The organism is Desulfosarcina sp. (genome assembly GCF_055467485.1).
Genome location: NZ_JBUOIV010000006.1, coordinates 71847 through 88108, shown reverse-complemented (window position 1 = coordinate 88108; position 16262 = coordinate 71847). Strand labels below are relative to the sequence as shown.

Sequence of the window (16262 nt, the reverse complement as noted above, 5' to 3'; positions counted from 1 at the left end):
TGGAATTGCCGCTCATTCGCCTGCCGGACAGGGGAGAGAAGATGGATTTTTCGTTTACCAGAGAACAGCTCATGTTCAAGAAAGAGGTGATCCGGTTTGCTAAAAAGGAGATCGTCCCCCGTGTTCAGGAGCACGACCGCAGGGACGCCTTCGATTTCGAATCCTTCCGCAAGATGGGGAAATTCGGCCTGCTGGGGCTGCACTTCCCCACGGAATACGGCGGCGAAGGTGCGGATGTGGTCACCACGGTGCTGGCCGGAGAAGCCCTGGGCGAAGCCGGTGTGGACGGCGGGCTGACGCTTGCTTACGGCGCCCACACGTTTTTGTGCGGTGACACGCTGTTTCGCAACGGCACCGAGGCCCAGCGCAGGCGTTATATTCCCAAGCTCGCTTCGGGCGAATGGATCGGCTGTATGGGGTTGTCCGAGCCGGATGCCGGATCCGATGTGGCCTCGATGACGACCACTGCCGAAAAACACGGTGAGACATACGTGCTCAACGGAACGAAGATGTGGATCACCAACGGGCCCATCGCCGATCTGGCAGTGGTCTATGCCAAGACCAACCCTGAACTGGCCCATGCGGGCATAAGCGCATTCATCGTCGAAAAGGGCACCCCCGGATTTTCCGCTGGACGGCCGCTGATCAAGATGGGCGTGCGGTCATCCCAGACCAGCGAGCTGGTGTTCAAGGATTGCAAGATCCCCGCCCACAACTTGCTTGGCAAGGAAGGCGAGGGGTTCCACTACGCCATGCAGACCGTGGAATGGGATCGCAGTGCCCTATTGGCGCCATTTGTGGGCGTTACTTCCTACCTCCTTAAGAAATGTGCCGATTATGCCAGGGGGCGCATCCAGTTTGGCCGACCCATAGGCACATACCAGGCCATCAAGCATAAACTTGCCGACATGCGTATTTTCGGGGAGGCTGCCCGGACACTGGTGTATCGGATCGCCTGGTGCAAGGATCAGGGGCGTCCGCTCAACCACCTGGAAGCGGCCATTGCCAAGCTGTTTATCGGGGACTGGAGCTTGGCCGTCACCAACGATGCGGTCACCCTGCACGGTGGATACGGCTACACCCATGAGTTCGATGTGGAACGCATATTCCGGGATACCCGGCTGGCACCCATCGGCGGAGGCACCTCGGAAATTCAGAAAATGATCATTTCGAAACTCATGTGAGGGTGGAGTGGGGCATTGAGGAGTGAGCAATGCCGGCGTGGGTTTGGCGGTTGTGAGGAGGTCATGCATGAATTTTGATTTTTCAGACATAGAAAAGGCCTTTTTCTCCCGGGTCGACGAGGAGCTGACTGCTTATGCAAAAGCGCACGACATGGAATCCGGCGACCTTGCGATGATCCGCGGCCACCTGGCAGGAGCGCTGTCCGTGCTGGCTCCCCTGGGCTACCTGAAGATAGGCTTGTATGCGGACAATGTCCCGGTTTGCGGATCGCTGGCCCTGATGGCCGCCATGGAACACGTCGCCGGAATCTCCGCCTCCATCTTTCTGTCCGTGGAGATGAGCGCTCGTCTGTTTGGACGGATCCTCAATGCTGGAGCTCCATCGGAAGACACGCAAGAAATCATGCAAGGCCTGGCGGCAGGCGAGGTCGTCGGTGCCGTCGCACTTTCCGAATCGTCCATGAACGTGGAGAACGAACCGCTGGCAACCACCGCAAGCCGGCAGGGCGGAGTGATCGACCTTCACGGCAGCAAAAGCCACGTCGTCAACGGACCGCTGGCCGACTGGTTTGCCGTGGTGGGCCGTATCGATGGACAGACAGGTGTTTTCCTTGTCGAAAAGGAGGCACCCGGCCTGACCCTGACCGACCGGATTGACACGATGGGGTACAACGGGGTGGCCATCTGCGGCCTGGAACTGAACCACTGCAAGCTGTCGCCGAGCCGCATCATCGGACCTTTTGAAACCAGCCAATTCCTGGACATGCTGAAAATGTGGGAGAATCAGATCCTCATCGCCGCTGCCCTGGGAATGATGAAAGGCAGCTTCGAGTCGGCGCGGGATTATGCGAAAACCCATCGTTCCGGCGGAAAGCCGATCATCGCCTATCAGGAGGTCGGTTTCAAGTTGGCGGAAATGCTCACACTTTATCAGACGTCCCAGCTTTATGCATACCGGGCGGCCTGGATGGCCGACGACGACACCAAGGCGTCCGGCGTGCTGACCCTGTGTGCCAAGGTTTTTTGCACCGAAGCAGCCGAAACCATAGCCGGCAAGGCGCTGCAGATTCTGTCCGGCGCCGGTTACCGTTCGGGCGGGCCAGCTGAGCAGGCCTACCGGTGCGTCAAGTACAGCCAGATTGCCGGCGTCTCCACCGAAATAGCCCGGGTGAAGATCGGCGATGCGGCATTGGGAAAGATGTAGACCTAATTGATTGGGTTTGCGCCGGTGGTCGATCGCACAGACACCGGCGATGTGCTACGGAGAGGTCCGGGAAACGATCGCAGCGGTTGATGATCACCCCATTTTCCTTGCATGATGGAGAGAAGATGAGAAAAAAGAAAGACACGCGGGAGACGACGGCACCCTTGTCCAAAAGTGCCCTGCGTCGGCAGCGGGAACGCGAGCAGCGTCTGGAAACGATCCTCGGCGCGGCGCAGACCCTGTTCGCCACCGAGGGGTACCACAAGGCCAGCATGGAGAAGATCGCCGATACGGCAGAGGTGTCCGTGGGCACCCTTTATTTTTATTTCAAGAACAAGGAGGACCTGCTGGTCAACCTGATTGGCCAAATCGGTTTCGACCTGCGCAACATGCTTGGATCGGCCTTCACGCGTACGGACATTTCCCTGGCGGGTATCCGTGAGGCCGGCCGCATTTTTTTCGACGAATTTTGTCCCAACCACCCGGAAAGCCTGGCCATTATTTTCAGGGAATCGGTGGGGCAGAGCGAGACGGTCGAAGTCCATCGCAAGAAGATTTTCGACAAGCTGATCGATGATGTATGCCGGGCGTTGATCCGGGTGTGCGACAACCAGGGCGCCCGGTTTCAAAGCGATTTTTCTGCTGAGGTCATGGCCACGAGCATCATGGGGATGTTCGAGCGCATCGCTTACCAGTACCTGATCTGGCAGGACCGCTCCAAGGATTTGAAGACCATCGGGCAGGATGCGATCGACTTCATCGTCGGCGGCATCGAACGGCTGCTCAGGTAGCGGGCATGCATCTCAAAGGTGCATTGCACGTGCACACCACCTGCTCGGACGGAACCCTGTCCATCGACCAGGCCGTTTCTGTCTACGCCGGGTTGGGATTCGATTTTATCGCCCTGACCGACCACGATTACCTGGTTCGCCGCGGTTGTTACGACCGGGTCAACAGCCTCGATACTGCGATGATCGTGTTCACCGGGCTGGAACTGACCGTTTTCGAGAAGGGCTATCTGCATGTGAACCGCATCGACGGCGATCACGACACCCTTTACATCTTCAATCACCCGGCGGAATTGGATCTTCCCGTGGCCAAGGTGATCGAACGCATCCATGCTGTGGCCGAGCGATTGCCGCTCGATGCGGTGGAGATTACCACCAAGGGGTTCCGAACGCCGGAATATGAAACCGATGAGATCGATTTGCCCAAGGTGGCCACGGACGACTCTCACACCCTTATGGGATGCGGCCGGGCCTGGGTGGAAATGGACTGTGACCGGGATAAAGACAGCATCATCCGCGCGATCAGAAGCAACTTGTTCTGGAACTGCTACGCCGGCTGACATCATCCGGTGTGGCCCGAAAAGCAGCGCCAATCCAGGCAGGCTGGATCCCGGTGTCGCAGCCCATCCAGCAGCGCGCATTTCTTGATCCCAGAGCTTCTCATTTTTCTTAATCACCCTTTTCAAGGAGGGCCATGGTCATGGCAAGACGAGTGGGTATTTGTGCGGTGGCACAAACCACCTATGAACCGGACAAATGGACCGAGCGGTTCCAGGGCCTGGCCCTGGAAGTACTCGAATCGATCCAGGCGCAGACCGGCGTGGATTTTTCCGAAGAGCGGGGCATCGGGATGTCCATCAGCGTATCCGACGACATTTTCGATGCGCGCACCATTTCAGACAACGCCATGACCGATGTCCTGGGGGCGCATTTCGGGTGTGAGGAGAAGGTGGCCCAGGAAGGCATTCAGGCCATCTACTACGGTCTTGCCGCCATTCAGTCGGGGCATGTCGACGTGGTCCTGATTGTCGGCCATTGCAAGGAATCCCAGGCGAAAAGCAGAAATCTGGTCACCCATGTCGCTTTCGATCCCTTTTTCACCCGGCCGGTGGGGCTGGATTATTGTGCGGCTGTCGGATTTCAGGCCCAGGCCTACATGGATCGGTCGGGTTTGACCGAGGAACAGCTGGCAGCCGTGGTGGTGCGGTCGCGGGAAAATGCGCTGAAAAACGATCGCCTGCCGGGGAGTGAGGCGGTTACCGCCGAACAGGTCATGCGCTCGCCCATGCTGGCCGATCCGATCCGCCAGCTTCACGCCTATCCGGTTTCCGACGGTGCCGTTGGTTTGCTGCTGGCGGCCGAAGACCGGATCAGCGCCTTCACCGACACGCCGGTGTGGATCACCGGCGTGGGTAACTGCATGGACTCCTTTTTTCTGGGAGACCGGGATCTCGCATCGAACTTCCCCCTGAAAAAAGCGGCGCGGCGGGCTTACCGACGGGCCGGCATCGCCGATCCAAAGACCGCCTTCGACGTGGTCGAGGTGTCGGACCTGTATGCCTACCAGCAGCCCATGTGGCTCGAAGGGCTGGGCATTTGGGATGCGGGTAGCGGTGGTGCGGCCGTCAGCCGCACCGGTTGTGGCAAACCGGTGGTCAACCCGTCCGGCGGAACCCTGGCCGGGAACCCGATGATACTCGGTGGGCTGGTCCGTGCGGCAGAAGCCGCTCTGCAGCTCATGGGCAAGGCGGGCGGCCATCAGGTTGAAAACGCCTCCGCCGCCCTGGCCCACGGGGTGATGGGGCCGGCCGGCCAGTTCCATTCCGTTGTCACGCTGGCACGGGCATAAAGGAGAAAAACCATGCAGAAGAACAGGAATGTCGGCATCGTCGGCGTCGGACAGTCGGTTTACTCCAGCCACCGCGAAGAGGTGAACCAGCCGGAGATGATTCACGAGGCGGTGGTCGAAGCGCTGGCGAATGCCGGCATCACCCTCGACGATGTGGATTGCATCGTCCACGGCAACATGGAGTTGTTCGAAATGGTGCATCAGCCGGACCTGTGGCACACCTTGGGCACCGGTGCGTACGGCAAGGAGTGCCTGCGGGTGACCACCGGCGGCACCACCGGCGCGACGCTGGTGTGCGCGGCGGATCACCTGGTGGCCTCAGGACTACACGACGTGGTCATGGCCATCGGTTTTGAAAAGCTCCAGGAGGGCCATACCACCGGCGGGATCACCAACATGGCCGACCCGTTGTGGGGCAGGCAGCTTCAGACCGGCGCCCTCACCGGCATGACCGCGGCGCAAATGATCGACGAATTCGGTGAGGAGCGGGCCAAGAAGGTGGCCATGCATTATCGCATTATCATGGACAGGCACGCCATGAAAAACGAAAAGGCCCACCGGCGGCTCAATCTTTCCTTCGACCAGGCGGACGACCTGGCCGTCAACTCCCCGGCATTGGTTGGCGAGCTGCGCATGATTCACATGTGTTCCCAGAGCGACGGCGCCTGCGCCATGATTTTCGCCGCGGAGGAAAAAGCCAAGCAGGTGTGCGATCAGCCCGCCTGGATCAAGGATCACGTGACTGCCCACCGCGAAGAGATGTTCGGCCTGTTCGGCGATGCGCCGGTGCTCACCACGCATCGCTATGCGGCCCAAAAACTGTTCGAACGTTGCGGCATCCGCAACCCACGCGAAGAGATCGACCTGTTCGAAATGTACGATCCGTCCAGCTGGTGGGGGGCGGACTGGCTGCGTGAATTTCTCCTGCTGAACGGCGACGAGCATCTGAAGATGATCGAGAACGATGAGATCGCCATCGACGGTGCCTTTCCGGTCAACCCATCCGGCGGGGTCATCGCTTCGAATCCCATCGGCGCCACGGCCATGGTGCGCGTGGCTGAAGCGGCCCTGCAGATCATGGGTAAAGCCGGCGGTCATCAGGTCCCCAAGACGGTGGACCAGGCCCTGGCCTCCGGTTTCGGCGGCACCATGTGGACGGTGCTGACCCTGCTGACGCGGCAGGTGCCGTGGTAGTTCAGAGAACGGATGTCTGAAGACAGAAGCCGGGTGACGGATGACAGACAACCGAGAGATGCGAATGAAAGCCTGTCCCCCGGTTGCCTGACAACAGCATAAAACAGACGATGTGGAGGATACCATGAACCTGGGTACCTATCTGGACACGGCCGTCAAGCGCTACACGGACCATCCCTATCTCCAGTTTTACGACCGGACCGTGACCTATGGCGAGTTTGGCCGGCAGGTGAATATCCTGGCCAATGCCCTGAAACGCCGAGGCTTTGCCAAAGGCGACTTCATCCACGTGCTGGTGCAGAACAGCCCGTCGACCCTTCTGGCCTACTTTGCCATCCAGAAGATCGGTGCCGTGGCCGGACCGGTCAACGGCTGGTGGAAAGCCCCGGAGGTGAAGTACCTGCTCAACGACTCCAGAGGGCGCGGCCTGATCATTGAAGATCAGTGCCTGCCCATTCTGGACGAGATCAGCGGCGACTGCCCCCACCTTGAGAAAATTATCGAGGTCGGTGCAACCCCCCGGCTTGAGCACATCGCTTTTGCCGATCTGCTGGCCGAAGGAGACGATACCCCGGTCGTCTGCCAGGGTGATGCCGAGGACACGGCCTATATCTTCTATACGTCGGGCACCACCGGCAACCCCAAGGGGGTGCTGCTGTCCCACAAGAACGTGCTGGCCGACGTCGATGGGGTGACCCGGGCGCTCAACCTCGAAGAGAATATGACCGCCCTGATCTTTTTGCCCCTGTTTCATGTCAACGCCATGCTGTCGTGTACCTTTGCCCTGGGCATCGGCCTCCAGGTCGTTCTGCGGCGGCAGTTTTCAGCCAGTGAGTTCTGGGAGGTGGTGGAGCGGCACAAGGTCAACTTCTGGTCAGCCGTACCGGCGGTCTACCAGATCCTGCTTTCCGACCCCACCCGCCAGAAGTACGACTTGAGCAGCCTCCAGTTCGGTATCTGCGGGGCGGCGCCGTTGACCGAAGCGACCATGAAGAATTTCCAGGAGACCTTCGGCATCCCCATCGTGGAAGGCTACGGACTGACCGAAGCCACCTGCGTCAGCACCATCAACCCCCGCGACGGGGTGAGAAAAATCGGCTCCATCGGCCTGCCGCTGCCCGGCCAGGAGGTCAAAATCCTGAACGAGGACGGCGTCGAGTGCCCCCGGGGTGAGTCCGGTGAGATCTGCATCGGCGGCGACGTGGTCATGAAGGGCTATTTCAACCGGCCCGAAGATACCGCCGAAACCCTTGCCGACGGCTACCTGCACACCGGCGACGTGGGTGTCATGGACGAGGACGGCTATATCTTTATCGTCGACCGCATCAAGGACATGATCATCCGCGGTGGTGAGAACATCTATCCCAAGGAGATCGACAACCTGCTGGCCACCCATCCCATGATCCAGGAGGCGGCTACGATCGGGGTGCCCGACGACACCATGGGCGAAGCGGTCAAGGTGTTCGTTATTCCCTTGGACGACGACCTCACCGAAGCGGATGTGATCGATTTTTGCAAACAGAACCTGGCCACGTTCAAGGTGCCCACGTACGTAGAAATCCTGGAGGACGATTTTCCCCGCAGCCCCATCGGCAAGGTGCTCAAAAAAGAGCTGCGCCGATGGGGCCTGACCCCGCGGCCCAAAAAGGCCCAGGGTCCCCAGGCCACCGTGGCAGACATTTTCGGCACCATGGAGAGCCGGGTCAATCCCGAAGGGGTGGCGGGCGTCAATGCCAACTACGGGTATATCATCACCGGGTCCGGCGGCGGCGAATGGACCGTGTGCGTGGCCGACGGCGATGTCAAGGTCAAGGAAGGACTGCATGACCCCAACGTGACCACCACCTGCGCGGCCAAGGACTGGATTGCCATCACTCTGGGCAAGTTGGACGGCATGACGGCCTTTTCATCGGGCAAGCTCAAGGTGGAAGGTCAGATGGGCCTGCTGGTCAAGGCGGCCAATTTCTTCAACACATACACGCCCCCTCAGGCAGCCCCGGAGGTGACCGTAGCCGACATTTTCGGTACCATGGAATTACGGGTCAACCCGGACGGGGTGGCCGGGATCACGGCCAATTACGGGTACATCATCACCGGCTCCCAGGGGGGGGAATATACGGTCTGCGTGGATGACGGTACGGTCAACGTCAAGGAAGGCTTGCAGGATCCCCATGTGACCACCACCTGCAGCGCCAACGATTGGATTGCCATCACTCTGGGCAAGCTTGACGGCATGACGGCCTTTACTTCCGGGCGGCTCAAGGTGGAGGGCGATATGGGGCTACTGACCAAAGCGACCCGGTTTTTCAAGAAGTACACCCCGCCGGGATCCACCGGTCAGGAGGCGCAGACGGAAGAGCTGCTGCGGCTCAACCAGGTCATCTCCATCCCCCAACGCTTCGCCACCGGTCCGGTGATGGGCAAGTTTCTCAAGGCATTCAAAGACAAAAAGATCCTGGCCAACCAATGCCCCTGCTGCAAGCGGCTCCAACTGCCGCCGCGTGAAGTCTGCGCCGAATGCAAGGTGCGGGCGGACCAGTGGGTGGAGGTCGGCCCTGGGGGCGTGATCGCCACGCCGGACATCACCTACTACGCCAGCCCGGATCCGCTTACCGGGGAGAGCCGGGAAACGCCGTATATCACCGCCCATTTCCTTCTGGACGGGTGCAAAGGCCATGAAACCCTATGGCACGAGCTGGTGACCGACGATTTCTCCAAGGTCCGGCGCGGGGTGCGGGTGCGACCGGTGTGGAACGAAAAGCGCATCGGCGCCATCACGGATATCAAGTACTTCGAGATCGTCGAATAAGGAGGGCAGATGAACGACAAATACGAAGACAGCTTCGTGGTGGAGGGCAAACTGGCCCTTCCCTACCAGTACTTTGCCGGCAGGACGGGCAGCCGGTTCATCACGACCATTCGGGATAAAAAGAAGATCATGGGGCTCAAATGCGACAGCTGCGGCAAGGTGTTCGTGCCGCCCCGTTCCACCTGCGAGCGCTGTTTCGTGGACATTTCCGACAACTGGGTGGATATAAAGAATACGGGTATGGTGACCGGCTTCACCGTGATCCGCTACAAGGAGCCTTACCAGCCTTTCGACCCGCCTTATATCCAGGCTCTGATCAAACTGGACGGGGCCGACACGCCGTTGGTCCATATCGTCAAGGGCATACCCGCGAGCCAGATGCACAACGGCCTGCGGGTCAAGGCGGTCTTCGCCAAGAAAACCACCGCCACCATCATGGACATCGACCATTTCCGGCCGGATGCGAAGGACACCGTCAAGCTGGGCTACACTTACGAAGAGCTGGAAATCGGTATGACCGCTTCATTCACCAAGACCATCACCGAGACGGACGTCTACCTGTTTGCGGGCATCTCCGGCGATTTCAACCCCATGCACATGAACGAGGCGTTTGCCAAAAAGACGCCTTTCGGCACCCGCATCGCCCACGGGGCGCTTCCCCAGTGCCTGTGCGCACCGGTGATGGGCATGAAGCTGCCGGGACTGGGCACGGTGGCCCTGGAGATCACCACCCGATTCAAAGCGCCCACCTTCTTCGGCGACACCATCACCTGCACCGGCGAGATCATCGAGAAGCTGGAGGACCGCAAGTGGGTGCGCATGTCCCTGACCTGGACCAACCAGGATGAGAAAGTCGTGGCCGAGGGCAAGGCGCTGGTCATGCCACCTCGTCCGTAACAAAAATGCCTTTTGGCCCAACATCTTTGTTGGACCCGGAATCCTAATCCTCGACCTACTTCAGTATGGCTGCGGTTAGAATGGTGCGTCTGAGGGCTGATGGGCTTTCTTTATATGGCATGAATTAATCTTTGCAGAAGAAAAATAATAGGAACGGAGAAAATCCATGACCATGGAATTTTCCGAAAAAGCCGCATACCAGAACTATTTCACCAAGGCCCATGACCGGGTACGGCGATCGGTAAAGGAATTCATCGACAAGGCGGTCAAACCCTTTATCGACGAATGGGAAGAGGCGGGCACCTTTCCGCGGGAGATCTACAAGAAGGCCGGCGATGTGGGAATCCTGGGCATCGGGTATCCCGAGGCATGCGGCGGCACACCCGGCGATATTTTCTTCACCATTGCCGCCAGTGAAGAACTGATGCGCTCAGGGTCCGGTGGCTTCGTGGCCGGCCTGGGATCGCTGCACATTGCCCTGCCGCCCATCATTCGCCGCGGCACCGATGCGCAGAAGCAGCGTTTCGTCAATCCGGTAATCGCCGGCGACCGCATTGCCGCCCTGGCCATTAGCGAGCCCGGCGGCGGATCGGACGTTTCCAATCTCTCCACCACGGCGGTTCGCGACGGCGACCACTACATCGTCAACGGCAGCAAGACCTTCATCACCAGCGGCACACGGGCAGACCAGATTACCTGTGCCGTGCGCACCGGCGACCCCGGGGCCCATGGCATCAGCATGCTGGTGATCGAGTCCGGCACGCCGGGCTATTCCGCTTCGCAGCCGTTGAAGAAAACCGGCTGGTGGGCATCGGACACTGCGGAACTATTTTTCGACGACTGCCGGGTTCCGGTGGCCAACCGGATCGGAGAAGAGAACCAGGGCTTTTACACGATCATGGAAAATTTCCAAGCGGAACGGCTCTCTCTGGCCGTGATGGCTTACATGACCGCCCAGATGGCGCTGGAGGCGGCCCAGGCCTATGCCCGGGAACGCACCGCCTTCGGAAAACCCCTGTCCGGGTTCCAGGTCACCCGCCATAAACTGGCAGACATGGCCACATTGGTAGACGTCGCCAAAGAGTATACGTGGCGCGTGGCGGCCAGGATCGATGCGGGTGTCGACCAGATCAAGCAGATCTCCATGGCCAAGAATTTTGCCTGCAGCGTCAGCGACCGGGTGACCTACGACGCGGTGCAGCTGTTCGGCGGTTATGGAACCATGCGTGGCCACCTGGTGGAGCGGCTGTACCGGGACAACCGGATCCTATCCATCGGAGGAGGGACCACGGAGATTATGAAGGAGATTATTTCCAAACTCATGTGACGCGTCCATCCACAAACGGCATCTTTCGGCCCGGGCCGGTGTTCTCGCTCGGCTGAGATCCTCGACGTAGCGCTGCTGCGCCTGCGGTCTCAAGCTCCCTGCGGCCCTGGCCTGAACCGAAATCTACCATCTGTAAATGGACACGAAACCGATTGGGGGGGAAATCAAACCACGCGTTTATCGTGGTGGAAATCGCAATCGGTATCGAAACTGAGCATTGGCGAGGCAGGCTGTTCCACTTCCCTCTCCCACTGGGGGGAGAGGGAAGTGGTGATGGGATCAAATCCCCAAGCCCTCAATTCCAAAATTCCTGAATCCGGAATGCTTTTTTCTTTTCTCAGGCTTCCGATATCCGACCTCAACCCTCAACCCTTCGCTCTTTGTATGCCTCCCGCATTTCGCGCTTGAGCATCTTGCCGGCGACATTGCGGGGGAACGATTCCATAATGACCACATCACGGATACGCTGGAATTTGGCATCCACCCGGCTGTTCGTCCATTCGATCAACACTTCCGGCGGCAGCGCGGCCCCGCGGTGTAGAACCACTGCGGCAATGGGCACCTCGCCCCACTTGTCGTCGGGCACGCCGATCACGGCCACCTCGCTGACATCCGGGTGGCGGATCACCACCTCCTCGATATCCTTGGGGTAGACGTTCACGCCGCCGGAAATGATCATGTCCTTGATGCGGTCGACGAGGAAGAGGAACCCGTCTTCGTCGACATATCCCAAATCCCCGGTGTGCAGCCATCCGTCGACAATCGCCTTCTCGGTCAGGTCCGGACGCTTGTAGTAGCCGGGCATCATCATCGGGCTCTTGCCACAGATTTCGCCGATCTCTCCGGGTGCGCATTCCCGGCCCTCCGCATCCAGGATGCGCATTTCCATGAATGGTGCGGGGATCCCCACCGAGCCGACCTTGCGAACGGCATCATGCTTGTCCAGCACGGTCATGAATCCCTCGGTCAGTCCATACAGCTCGTAGAAACGACCGGGCAGTGCCTCGTTGAGGCGGTGCTTGTACTCCAGGAGCAACGGGGCGCCCACGTTGTGGATCATCTCGAGGGAAGCCAGTTTCGCCGGTTCAAAAGCCGGACTGTTGAGAATGGCGATGATCTGGGCCGGCACCATGACCACGTGGGTGACCTTCTCCTTTTCGATGTCGGCGATGACGGCCTCGGCGTTGAAGTTCTCATGGAGAATATAGGTGGCGCCCAGAAACATCCAGGGCATCAGGTCCAGCATGGCGCCGTTGAAGACGATAGCGCCGGCGTGAAGGGCCACGCTTTCCGGCGACATGCGCCAGGAGGCGGCGAAAATGGTGCAGTACATGGCCCGCACGTAATGGGTATGCACGATTCCCTTGGGTGCGCCGGTGGTTCCGCTGGAGTACATGATGTTGTAAACATCGTGGTCGTCGATGGGTACCTCCGGGGGGTTTTTTTCACTTGCCTGGCCGACGAATTCGTCGTAGCTGCGGAATCCTTCACATCGGCGGTCGACATTCACCAGCACGTAACGATCTCCCCCGATAGCCGGCAAATCATCGCGGATCTGATCCAGCACGCCGGCAAAAGCGGCGTCGGCGATGACCAGGGCCGTGTCGGAGTTTTTCAGCAGGGTGGCCAGTCCGCTCTCGTTGAGCATGGTGCTGCTGGGTACGATCACCAGGCCGGTTTTTGCCGCCGCCCAGTAGGCCGCCATGAGCTGGGTGCAGTTGGGCAGGACGGTGGCGAATTTGTCTCCCTTGGCAAGCCCGCAGTCCAGCAGCGCGTTGGCCAGTTTGTTCACGTAAGCGTTAAATGCACGGTAGGAAAACCGTTCTTCCCCGCAGACAAAGGCGAGGTGGTCAGGGCGATAACGCGCATGGTGGGGTAACAGGCTGCCGATGTTCATCGATGTCTCCCTGTGGCTGGCAGAAGTTAAAAAGAGAACCGGATACGATCTTTTTTTGGCCTATATCTCAGGAAAAATCAACAGCAGAGAGGAACCTCTCACCGGAGGGATGGAATTCGATTTCCGGCTCGCTCGCCAACCTCGCTGCAGGCGGCCGTGAATGCGCTCGCTATCGCGGTTCATGATCCCGGCCCATTAATTCCGTCCGCCGGACCCTCTGGAACGATATCGGACGGTCATAGCTGCCGCAGCACCTGCGTTACCACCTGGTCCGGCGTCACATCTGCCGTGGAGACGGTGATGTCTGCGAACCGTTCGTACAGCGGACACCGTTCGTCGTAGAGCATGTCGATGGTCTGACCGGGCATTCTCAGCACCCCCCGTTCATCCAGATTACCCAAACGATCCTTCAGCGGCCCCAGATCGATCTGCAGATAAACCGCCGGTCCCAACGATCTGAGGTGGGCCATGGCCTTCCGGCTGTATACGGCGCTGCCGCCGGTGGCAACGACCCCGCAGTCCGGCGGAACGGAGAGCAGATAGCGCGCCTCGATGCTGCGAAACCCGTCCACGCCATGTTCGGCAATGGTTTCGTGCAGGTGGCAGCCCTCTCCCGTCTGCATCAGGATATCCGTATCCAAAAACGATACCCCCAGACGCTTGGCCAGGAGGACGCCGACGGTGCTTTTACCCGCCCCGGGCATGCCGATGAGTATCAGGTTCTGTTTTTCAACCACTGATCGCCCATCCTTCGCAAAATTTCCAGCCCAATCGGCCGGCCATTCTCAGCCGCCGGCGGAAATGCCGACACCGCGGCTTCAACGCAGTACTTTGTAATTTCCTTCATACCAGTTTTTGAGGTCACTGACATACCACCGGGAAAACCGTCTGTCCGATGGGCCGCCGGCCAGGTTGGTGTGGATCTCATCCGTGCCCAGATCGGCGATGAAGCGGTAGCCGGGGCTAAATGTGGTCAATCGACCGGCATTATTAAAAATCTGTCCCTGGGGGATCGTGGCCCGGCATCCGGGCAGATTGATGGGGCCGTAGTCGAAACCCAGGAATTTCGGCAACCGGCCGCCGAAGAGCAGGTGGGCCAGGGTGATCGATCGGGTGCTCCCGTATGCCACCGGTTCGACTTTCAGGCCCGCGTCGATTCCCTGCCTGAAGAGCGCTTCTCTGGGTTGCCCGTCGAACCAGGCCGACGATTGCTTCTCCAGGATACGGTCGAAGTTGGCGTAATAGTCGTTGAACAGGCTGGTTTCCGAGAAAATGTGGTCCACGACCTGGCGTCCGAAACCGTGGTCGCCGAACACCACGTCGATAATGGCCCGATATACGCACTCGAACAACATGGCCCCTTTCGAGTCGGCATGGTAGCGCATATCCCACGCCTTCAGGGTCCGGCCGTTTTCCGTGTCCGGCAGCAGCGGGCCGATGATTTTCATCAGCCGCTCCGCCTGCAGGGAATACAGGTCGTAGTGAATGTCCTTCATGTAGGCCACATCGAGTTCGTCGCCGCTTTCCAGCAATTGAACGATGCGGTCCGCCCGGTAGGGTCCCATGGCCAGGTTGATGGGATTGGAACGTCCCAGATAATTAAGGTCCTGATTGGCCGTGGCGATGATGCCCTCCGGAGGATTGAGCACATTGGGCAAATCTTCGGGATCGTTAAATCCTTTGGGGTTAAATCGTTCATCCCATCCCGCATGGGGAAGTAATCCGCTGATTTGCTCAGACCGGTTGAAATGGCGGCCGCTCATCTGATAACCGATGTTTCCCTGGACATCGGCAAAGACCCAGTTCATGGCCACGGCTTCCACCTGGCGATACAGTGCCATGGCCGTTTCCACGTTCCGGGTGTCCATCATCTTCATCAGGGTGTCAAAGACCTCTGCCCCGCATCCCCGGGCCGCCGACCATCCCATCACCAGATAGTGACCTTCCGTATGGGGGTCGCCTTCCAGCAGTCCGTTTTCGTTTTCATAGATGGTGATCCGCATGGATGGCTTGGTTTTCACCTTGATCTCTTCCTCACGGACCGTAAAGGCCTTCCAGCCGTCTTTTCGGAAATAGCTGCCGCCCCGGCACCGTTCGATCCGGTAATCCAGCATATCCATGTAGGCATAGGTGGCGCTCCATGCCAGGTGGTTGTTTCGGCCGATAATCAGTCCGGGGACGCCGGGAATACTGACCCCCTTCAAGGTGTTGCGGGGGCGCCGGAGGACGACCTCCTGCCAGACATTGGGCAGGCGGTTGACTTCCAGGTGGGGATCCCCGCACATGACTGGAAAGCCGGAACTGGTGTGGCGGCCGGACACGGCCCAGTTGTTGGAGGCGTTGAAACGGGGAAGCCGGTTGAGCCATTCTACCGCTTCCGGCACCAGGGGGGGAGAGAGGGTAACCTGGTCAATCAAGGCCTTGTCAATGGAATCTGTGAGATAGGGAAAAAGCTCGATCAATTTCTCTTCCGGCAGCCCTTTGCGGATCATCTCCACAAGAAATTTTTCCATGTTGGCCTGGATGTCGGCCAGGCCTAAAAATCCGAATACTTTGGCCAGTCGCAGACAATCCGCCACTGCATAGGGTTCGGGGTGGCGATACCCCATCAGTTTGAATTCAAAAACAGGCCCGTTCTCTTCCATCCAGTCGTTGAAACCGCTCACATAGGCATCCAGGGCCTTGCGGGTGTCGGGTCCAATCCGGGCGACCTGCTCCTCTGGATCCGGGAGAAAATTCATCCGGCGCATGTAGGCGTCGATGGCGATCAGGCCTTCATCGGCCTTGAGCAGTTCGGCGGCACGGCCCTGGAGGAGAATGCGGGTGAGCAGGGTCTGCATCTGGCGGTCGTTGGCATGGATCCACCCCAACCCCCTCATCAGATCGGGGATTGTTCTGGCGGTGATCTCCGGGATGCCGTGATCATTTCTCAGAATATGGATGTTCCCGTCGTTACCGTCCAGGTCAACGGGGGTCTTTTTCAACTTCATCGCGATGACTCCTGATAAAAGAATCGGTAATGGACCCAGCCTGCGGAATCGTTCATGGCGGCCATGCATCCAACCATCTGACGCCGGCTGTCAACTCGCCTCGATCGATCGGTGGCGGGTGTG

General features: G+C 59.3%; 12 protein-coding genes. 9 read left to right on the top strand and 3 right to left on the bottom strand.

The features are described from left to right. Positions 1-41: 41 nt before the first annotated feature. From ACZCED_RS04905 to ACZCED_RS04865, 9 genes are all read left to right on the top strand, one after another. Positions 42-1184, top strand: a complete 1143-nt coding sequence (locus tag ACZCED_RS04905) for an acyl-CoA dehydrogenase family protein (protein ID WP_464860328.1) — start codon at positions 42-44, stop codon at positions 1182-1184. A 67-nt stretch (positions 1185-1251) separates the two neighbouring features. After that, on the top strand, positions 1252-2388 hold the full coding sequence (locus ACZCED_RS04900) for an acyl-CoA dehydrogenase family protein (protein WP_462970886.1): 1137 nt from the start codon (positions 1252-1254) through the stop codon (positions 2386-2388). 125 nt (positions 2389-2513) lie between these two features. After that, on the top strand, positions 2514-3179 hold the full coding sequence (locus tag ACZCED_RS04895) for a TetR/AcrR family transcriptional regulator (protein WP_462970887.1): 666 nt from the start codon (positions 2514-2516) through the stop codon (positions 3177-3179). Positions 3180-3184: 5 nt separating this feature from the next. Then, positions 3185-3736, top strand: coding sequence for a PHP domain-containing protein (locus tag ACZCED_RS04890; RefSeq protein ID WP_462970888.1), 552 nt, complete (start codon positions 3185-3187; stop codon positions 3734-3736). A 140-nt stretch (positions 3737-3876) separates the two neighbouring features. Then, a complete protein-coding gene (locus ACZCED_RS04885; RefSeq protein ID WP_464860327.1) occupies positions 3877-5025 on the top strand; it encodes a thiolase C-terminal domain-containing protein in 1149 nt (382 codons plus the stop codon). Between the two features lie 12 nt (positions 5026-5037). Further along, the gene (locus tag ACZCED_RS04880; RefSeq protein ID WP_464860326.1) at positions 5038-6219 is read left to right on the top strand and encodes a thiolase C-terminal domain-containing protein; all 1182 of its coding nucleotides are present in this window, start codon (positions 5038-5040) and stop codon (positions 6217-6219) included. Positions 6220-6343: 124 nt separating this feature from the next. Then, positions 6344-9028 (top strand): long-chain-fatty-acid--CoA ligase, encoded by a 2685-nt coding sequence (locus tag ACZCED_RS04875; RefSeq protein WP_464860325.1) that lies wholly within the window; start codon positions 6344-6346, stop codon positions 9026-9028. Between the two features lie 9 nt (positions 9029-9037). Continuing rightward, a complete protein-coding gene (locus tag ACZCED_RS04870) occupies positions 9038-9925 on the top strand; it encodes a MaoC/PaaZ C-terminal domain-containing protein (RefSeq protein WP_462970892.1) in 888 nt (295 codons plus the stop codon). Between the two features lie 166 nt (positions 9926-10091). Next, positions 10092-11252 (top strand): acyl-CoA dehydrogenase family protein, encoded by a 1161-nt coding sequence (locus ACZCED_RS04865; RefSeq protein ID WP_462970893.1) that lies wholly within the window; start codon positions 10092-10094, stop codon positions 11250-11252. 358 nt (positions 11253-11610) lie between these two features. On the opposite strand, the gene ACZCED_RS04860 is transcribed toward ACZCED_RS04865, so the two are convergent. The 3 genes from ACZCED_RS04860 to ACZCED_RS04850 all read right to left on the bottom strand — a co-directional run bounded on the left by ACZCED_RS04860 (position 11611) and on the right by ACZCED_RS04850 (position 16139). Then, the gene (locus ACZCED_RS04860) at positions 11611-13149 is read right to left on the bottom strand and encodes a class I adenylate-forming enzyme family protein (protein ID WP_464860324.1); all 1539 of its coding nucleotides are present in this window, start codon (positions 13147-13149) and stop codon (positions 11611-11613) included. A 236-nt stretch (positions 13150-13385) separates the two neighbouring features. Continuing rightward, positions 13386-13886 (bottom strand): shikimate kinase, encoded by a 501-nt coding sequence (locus tag ACZCED_RS04855; protein WP_464860323.1) that lies wholly within the window; start codon positions 13884-13886, stop codon positions 13386-13388. A gap of 81 nt (positions 13887-13967) precedes the next feature. Then, on the bottom strand, positions 13968-16139 hold the full coding sequence (locus ACZCED_RS04850) for a penicillin acylase family protein (protein ID WP_464860322.1): 2172 nt from the start codon (positions 16137-16139) through the stop codon (positions 13968-13970). Positions 16140-16262 lie beyond the last annotated feature (123 nt).

Bases quoted from the DNA above. Each gene is read 5' to 3' on its own strand.
- ACZCED_RS04860 (WP_464860324.1), bottom strand. From the start codon at position 13,149: ATGAACATCGGCAGCCTGTTACCCCACCATGCGCGTTATCGCCCTGAC.
- ACZCED_RS04905 (WP_464860328.1), top strand. From the start codon at position 42: ATGGATTTTTCGTTTACCAGAGAACAGCTCATGTTCAAGAAAGAGGTG.
- ACZCED_RS04865 (WP_462970893.1), top strand. From the start codon at position 10,092: ATGACCATGGAATTTTCCGAAAAAGCCGCATACCAGAACTATTTCACC.
- ACZCED_RS04870 (WP_462970892.1), top strand. From the start codon at position 9,038: ATGAACGACAAATACGAAGACAGCTTCGTGGTGGAGGGCAAACTGGCC.
- ACZCED_RS04900 (WP_462970886.1), top strand. From the start codon at position 1,252: ATGAATTTTGATTTTTCAGACATAGAAAAGGCCTTTTTCTCCCGGGTC.
- ACZCED_RS04880 (WP_464860326.1), top strand. From the start codon at position 5,038: ATGCAGAAGAACAGGAATGTCGGCATCGTCGGCGTCGGACAGTCGGTT.
- ACZCED_RS04885 (WP_464860327.1), top strand. From the start codon at position 3,877: ATGGCAAGACGAGTGGGTATTTGTGCGGTGGCACAAACCACCTATGAA.
- ACZCED_RS04850 (WP_464860322.1), bottom strand. From the start codon at position 16,139: ATGAAGTTGAAAAAGACCCCCGTTGACCTGGACGGTAACGACGGGAAC.
- ACZCED_RS04895 (WP_462970887.1), top strand. From the start codon at position 2,514: ATGAGAAAAAAGAAAGACACGCGGGAGACGACGGCACCCTTGTCCAAA.
- ACZCED_RS04890 (WP_462970888.1), top strand. From the start codon at position 3,185: ATGCATCTCAAAGGTGCATTGCACGTGCACACCACCTGCTCGGACGGA.
- ACZCED_RS04875 (WP_464860325.1), top strand. From the start codon at position 6,344: ATGAACCTGGGTACCTATCTGGACACGGCCGTCAAGCGCTACACGGAC.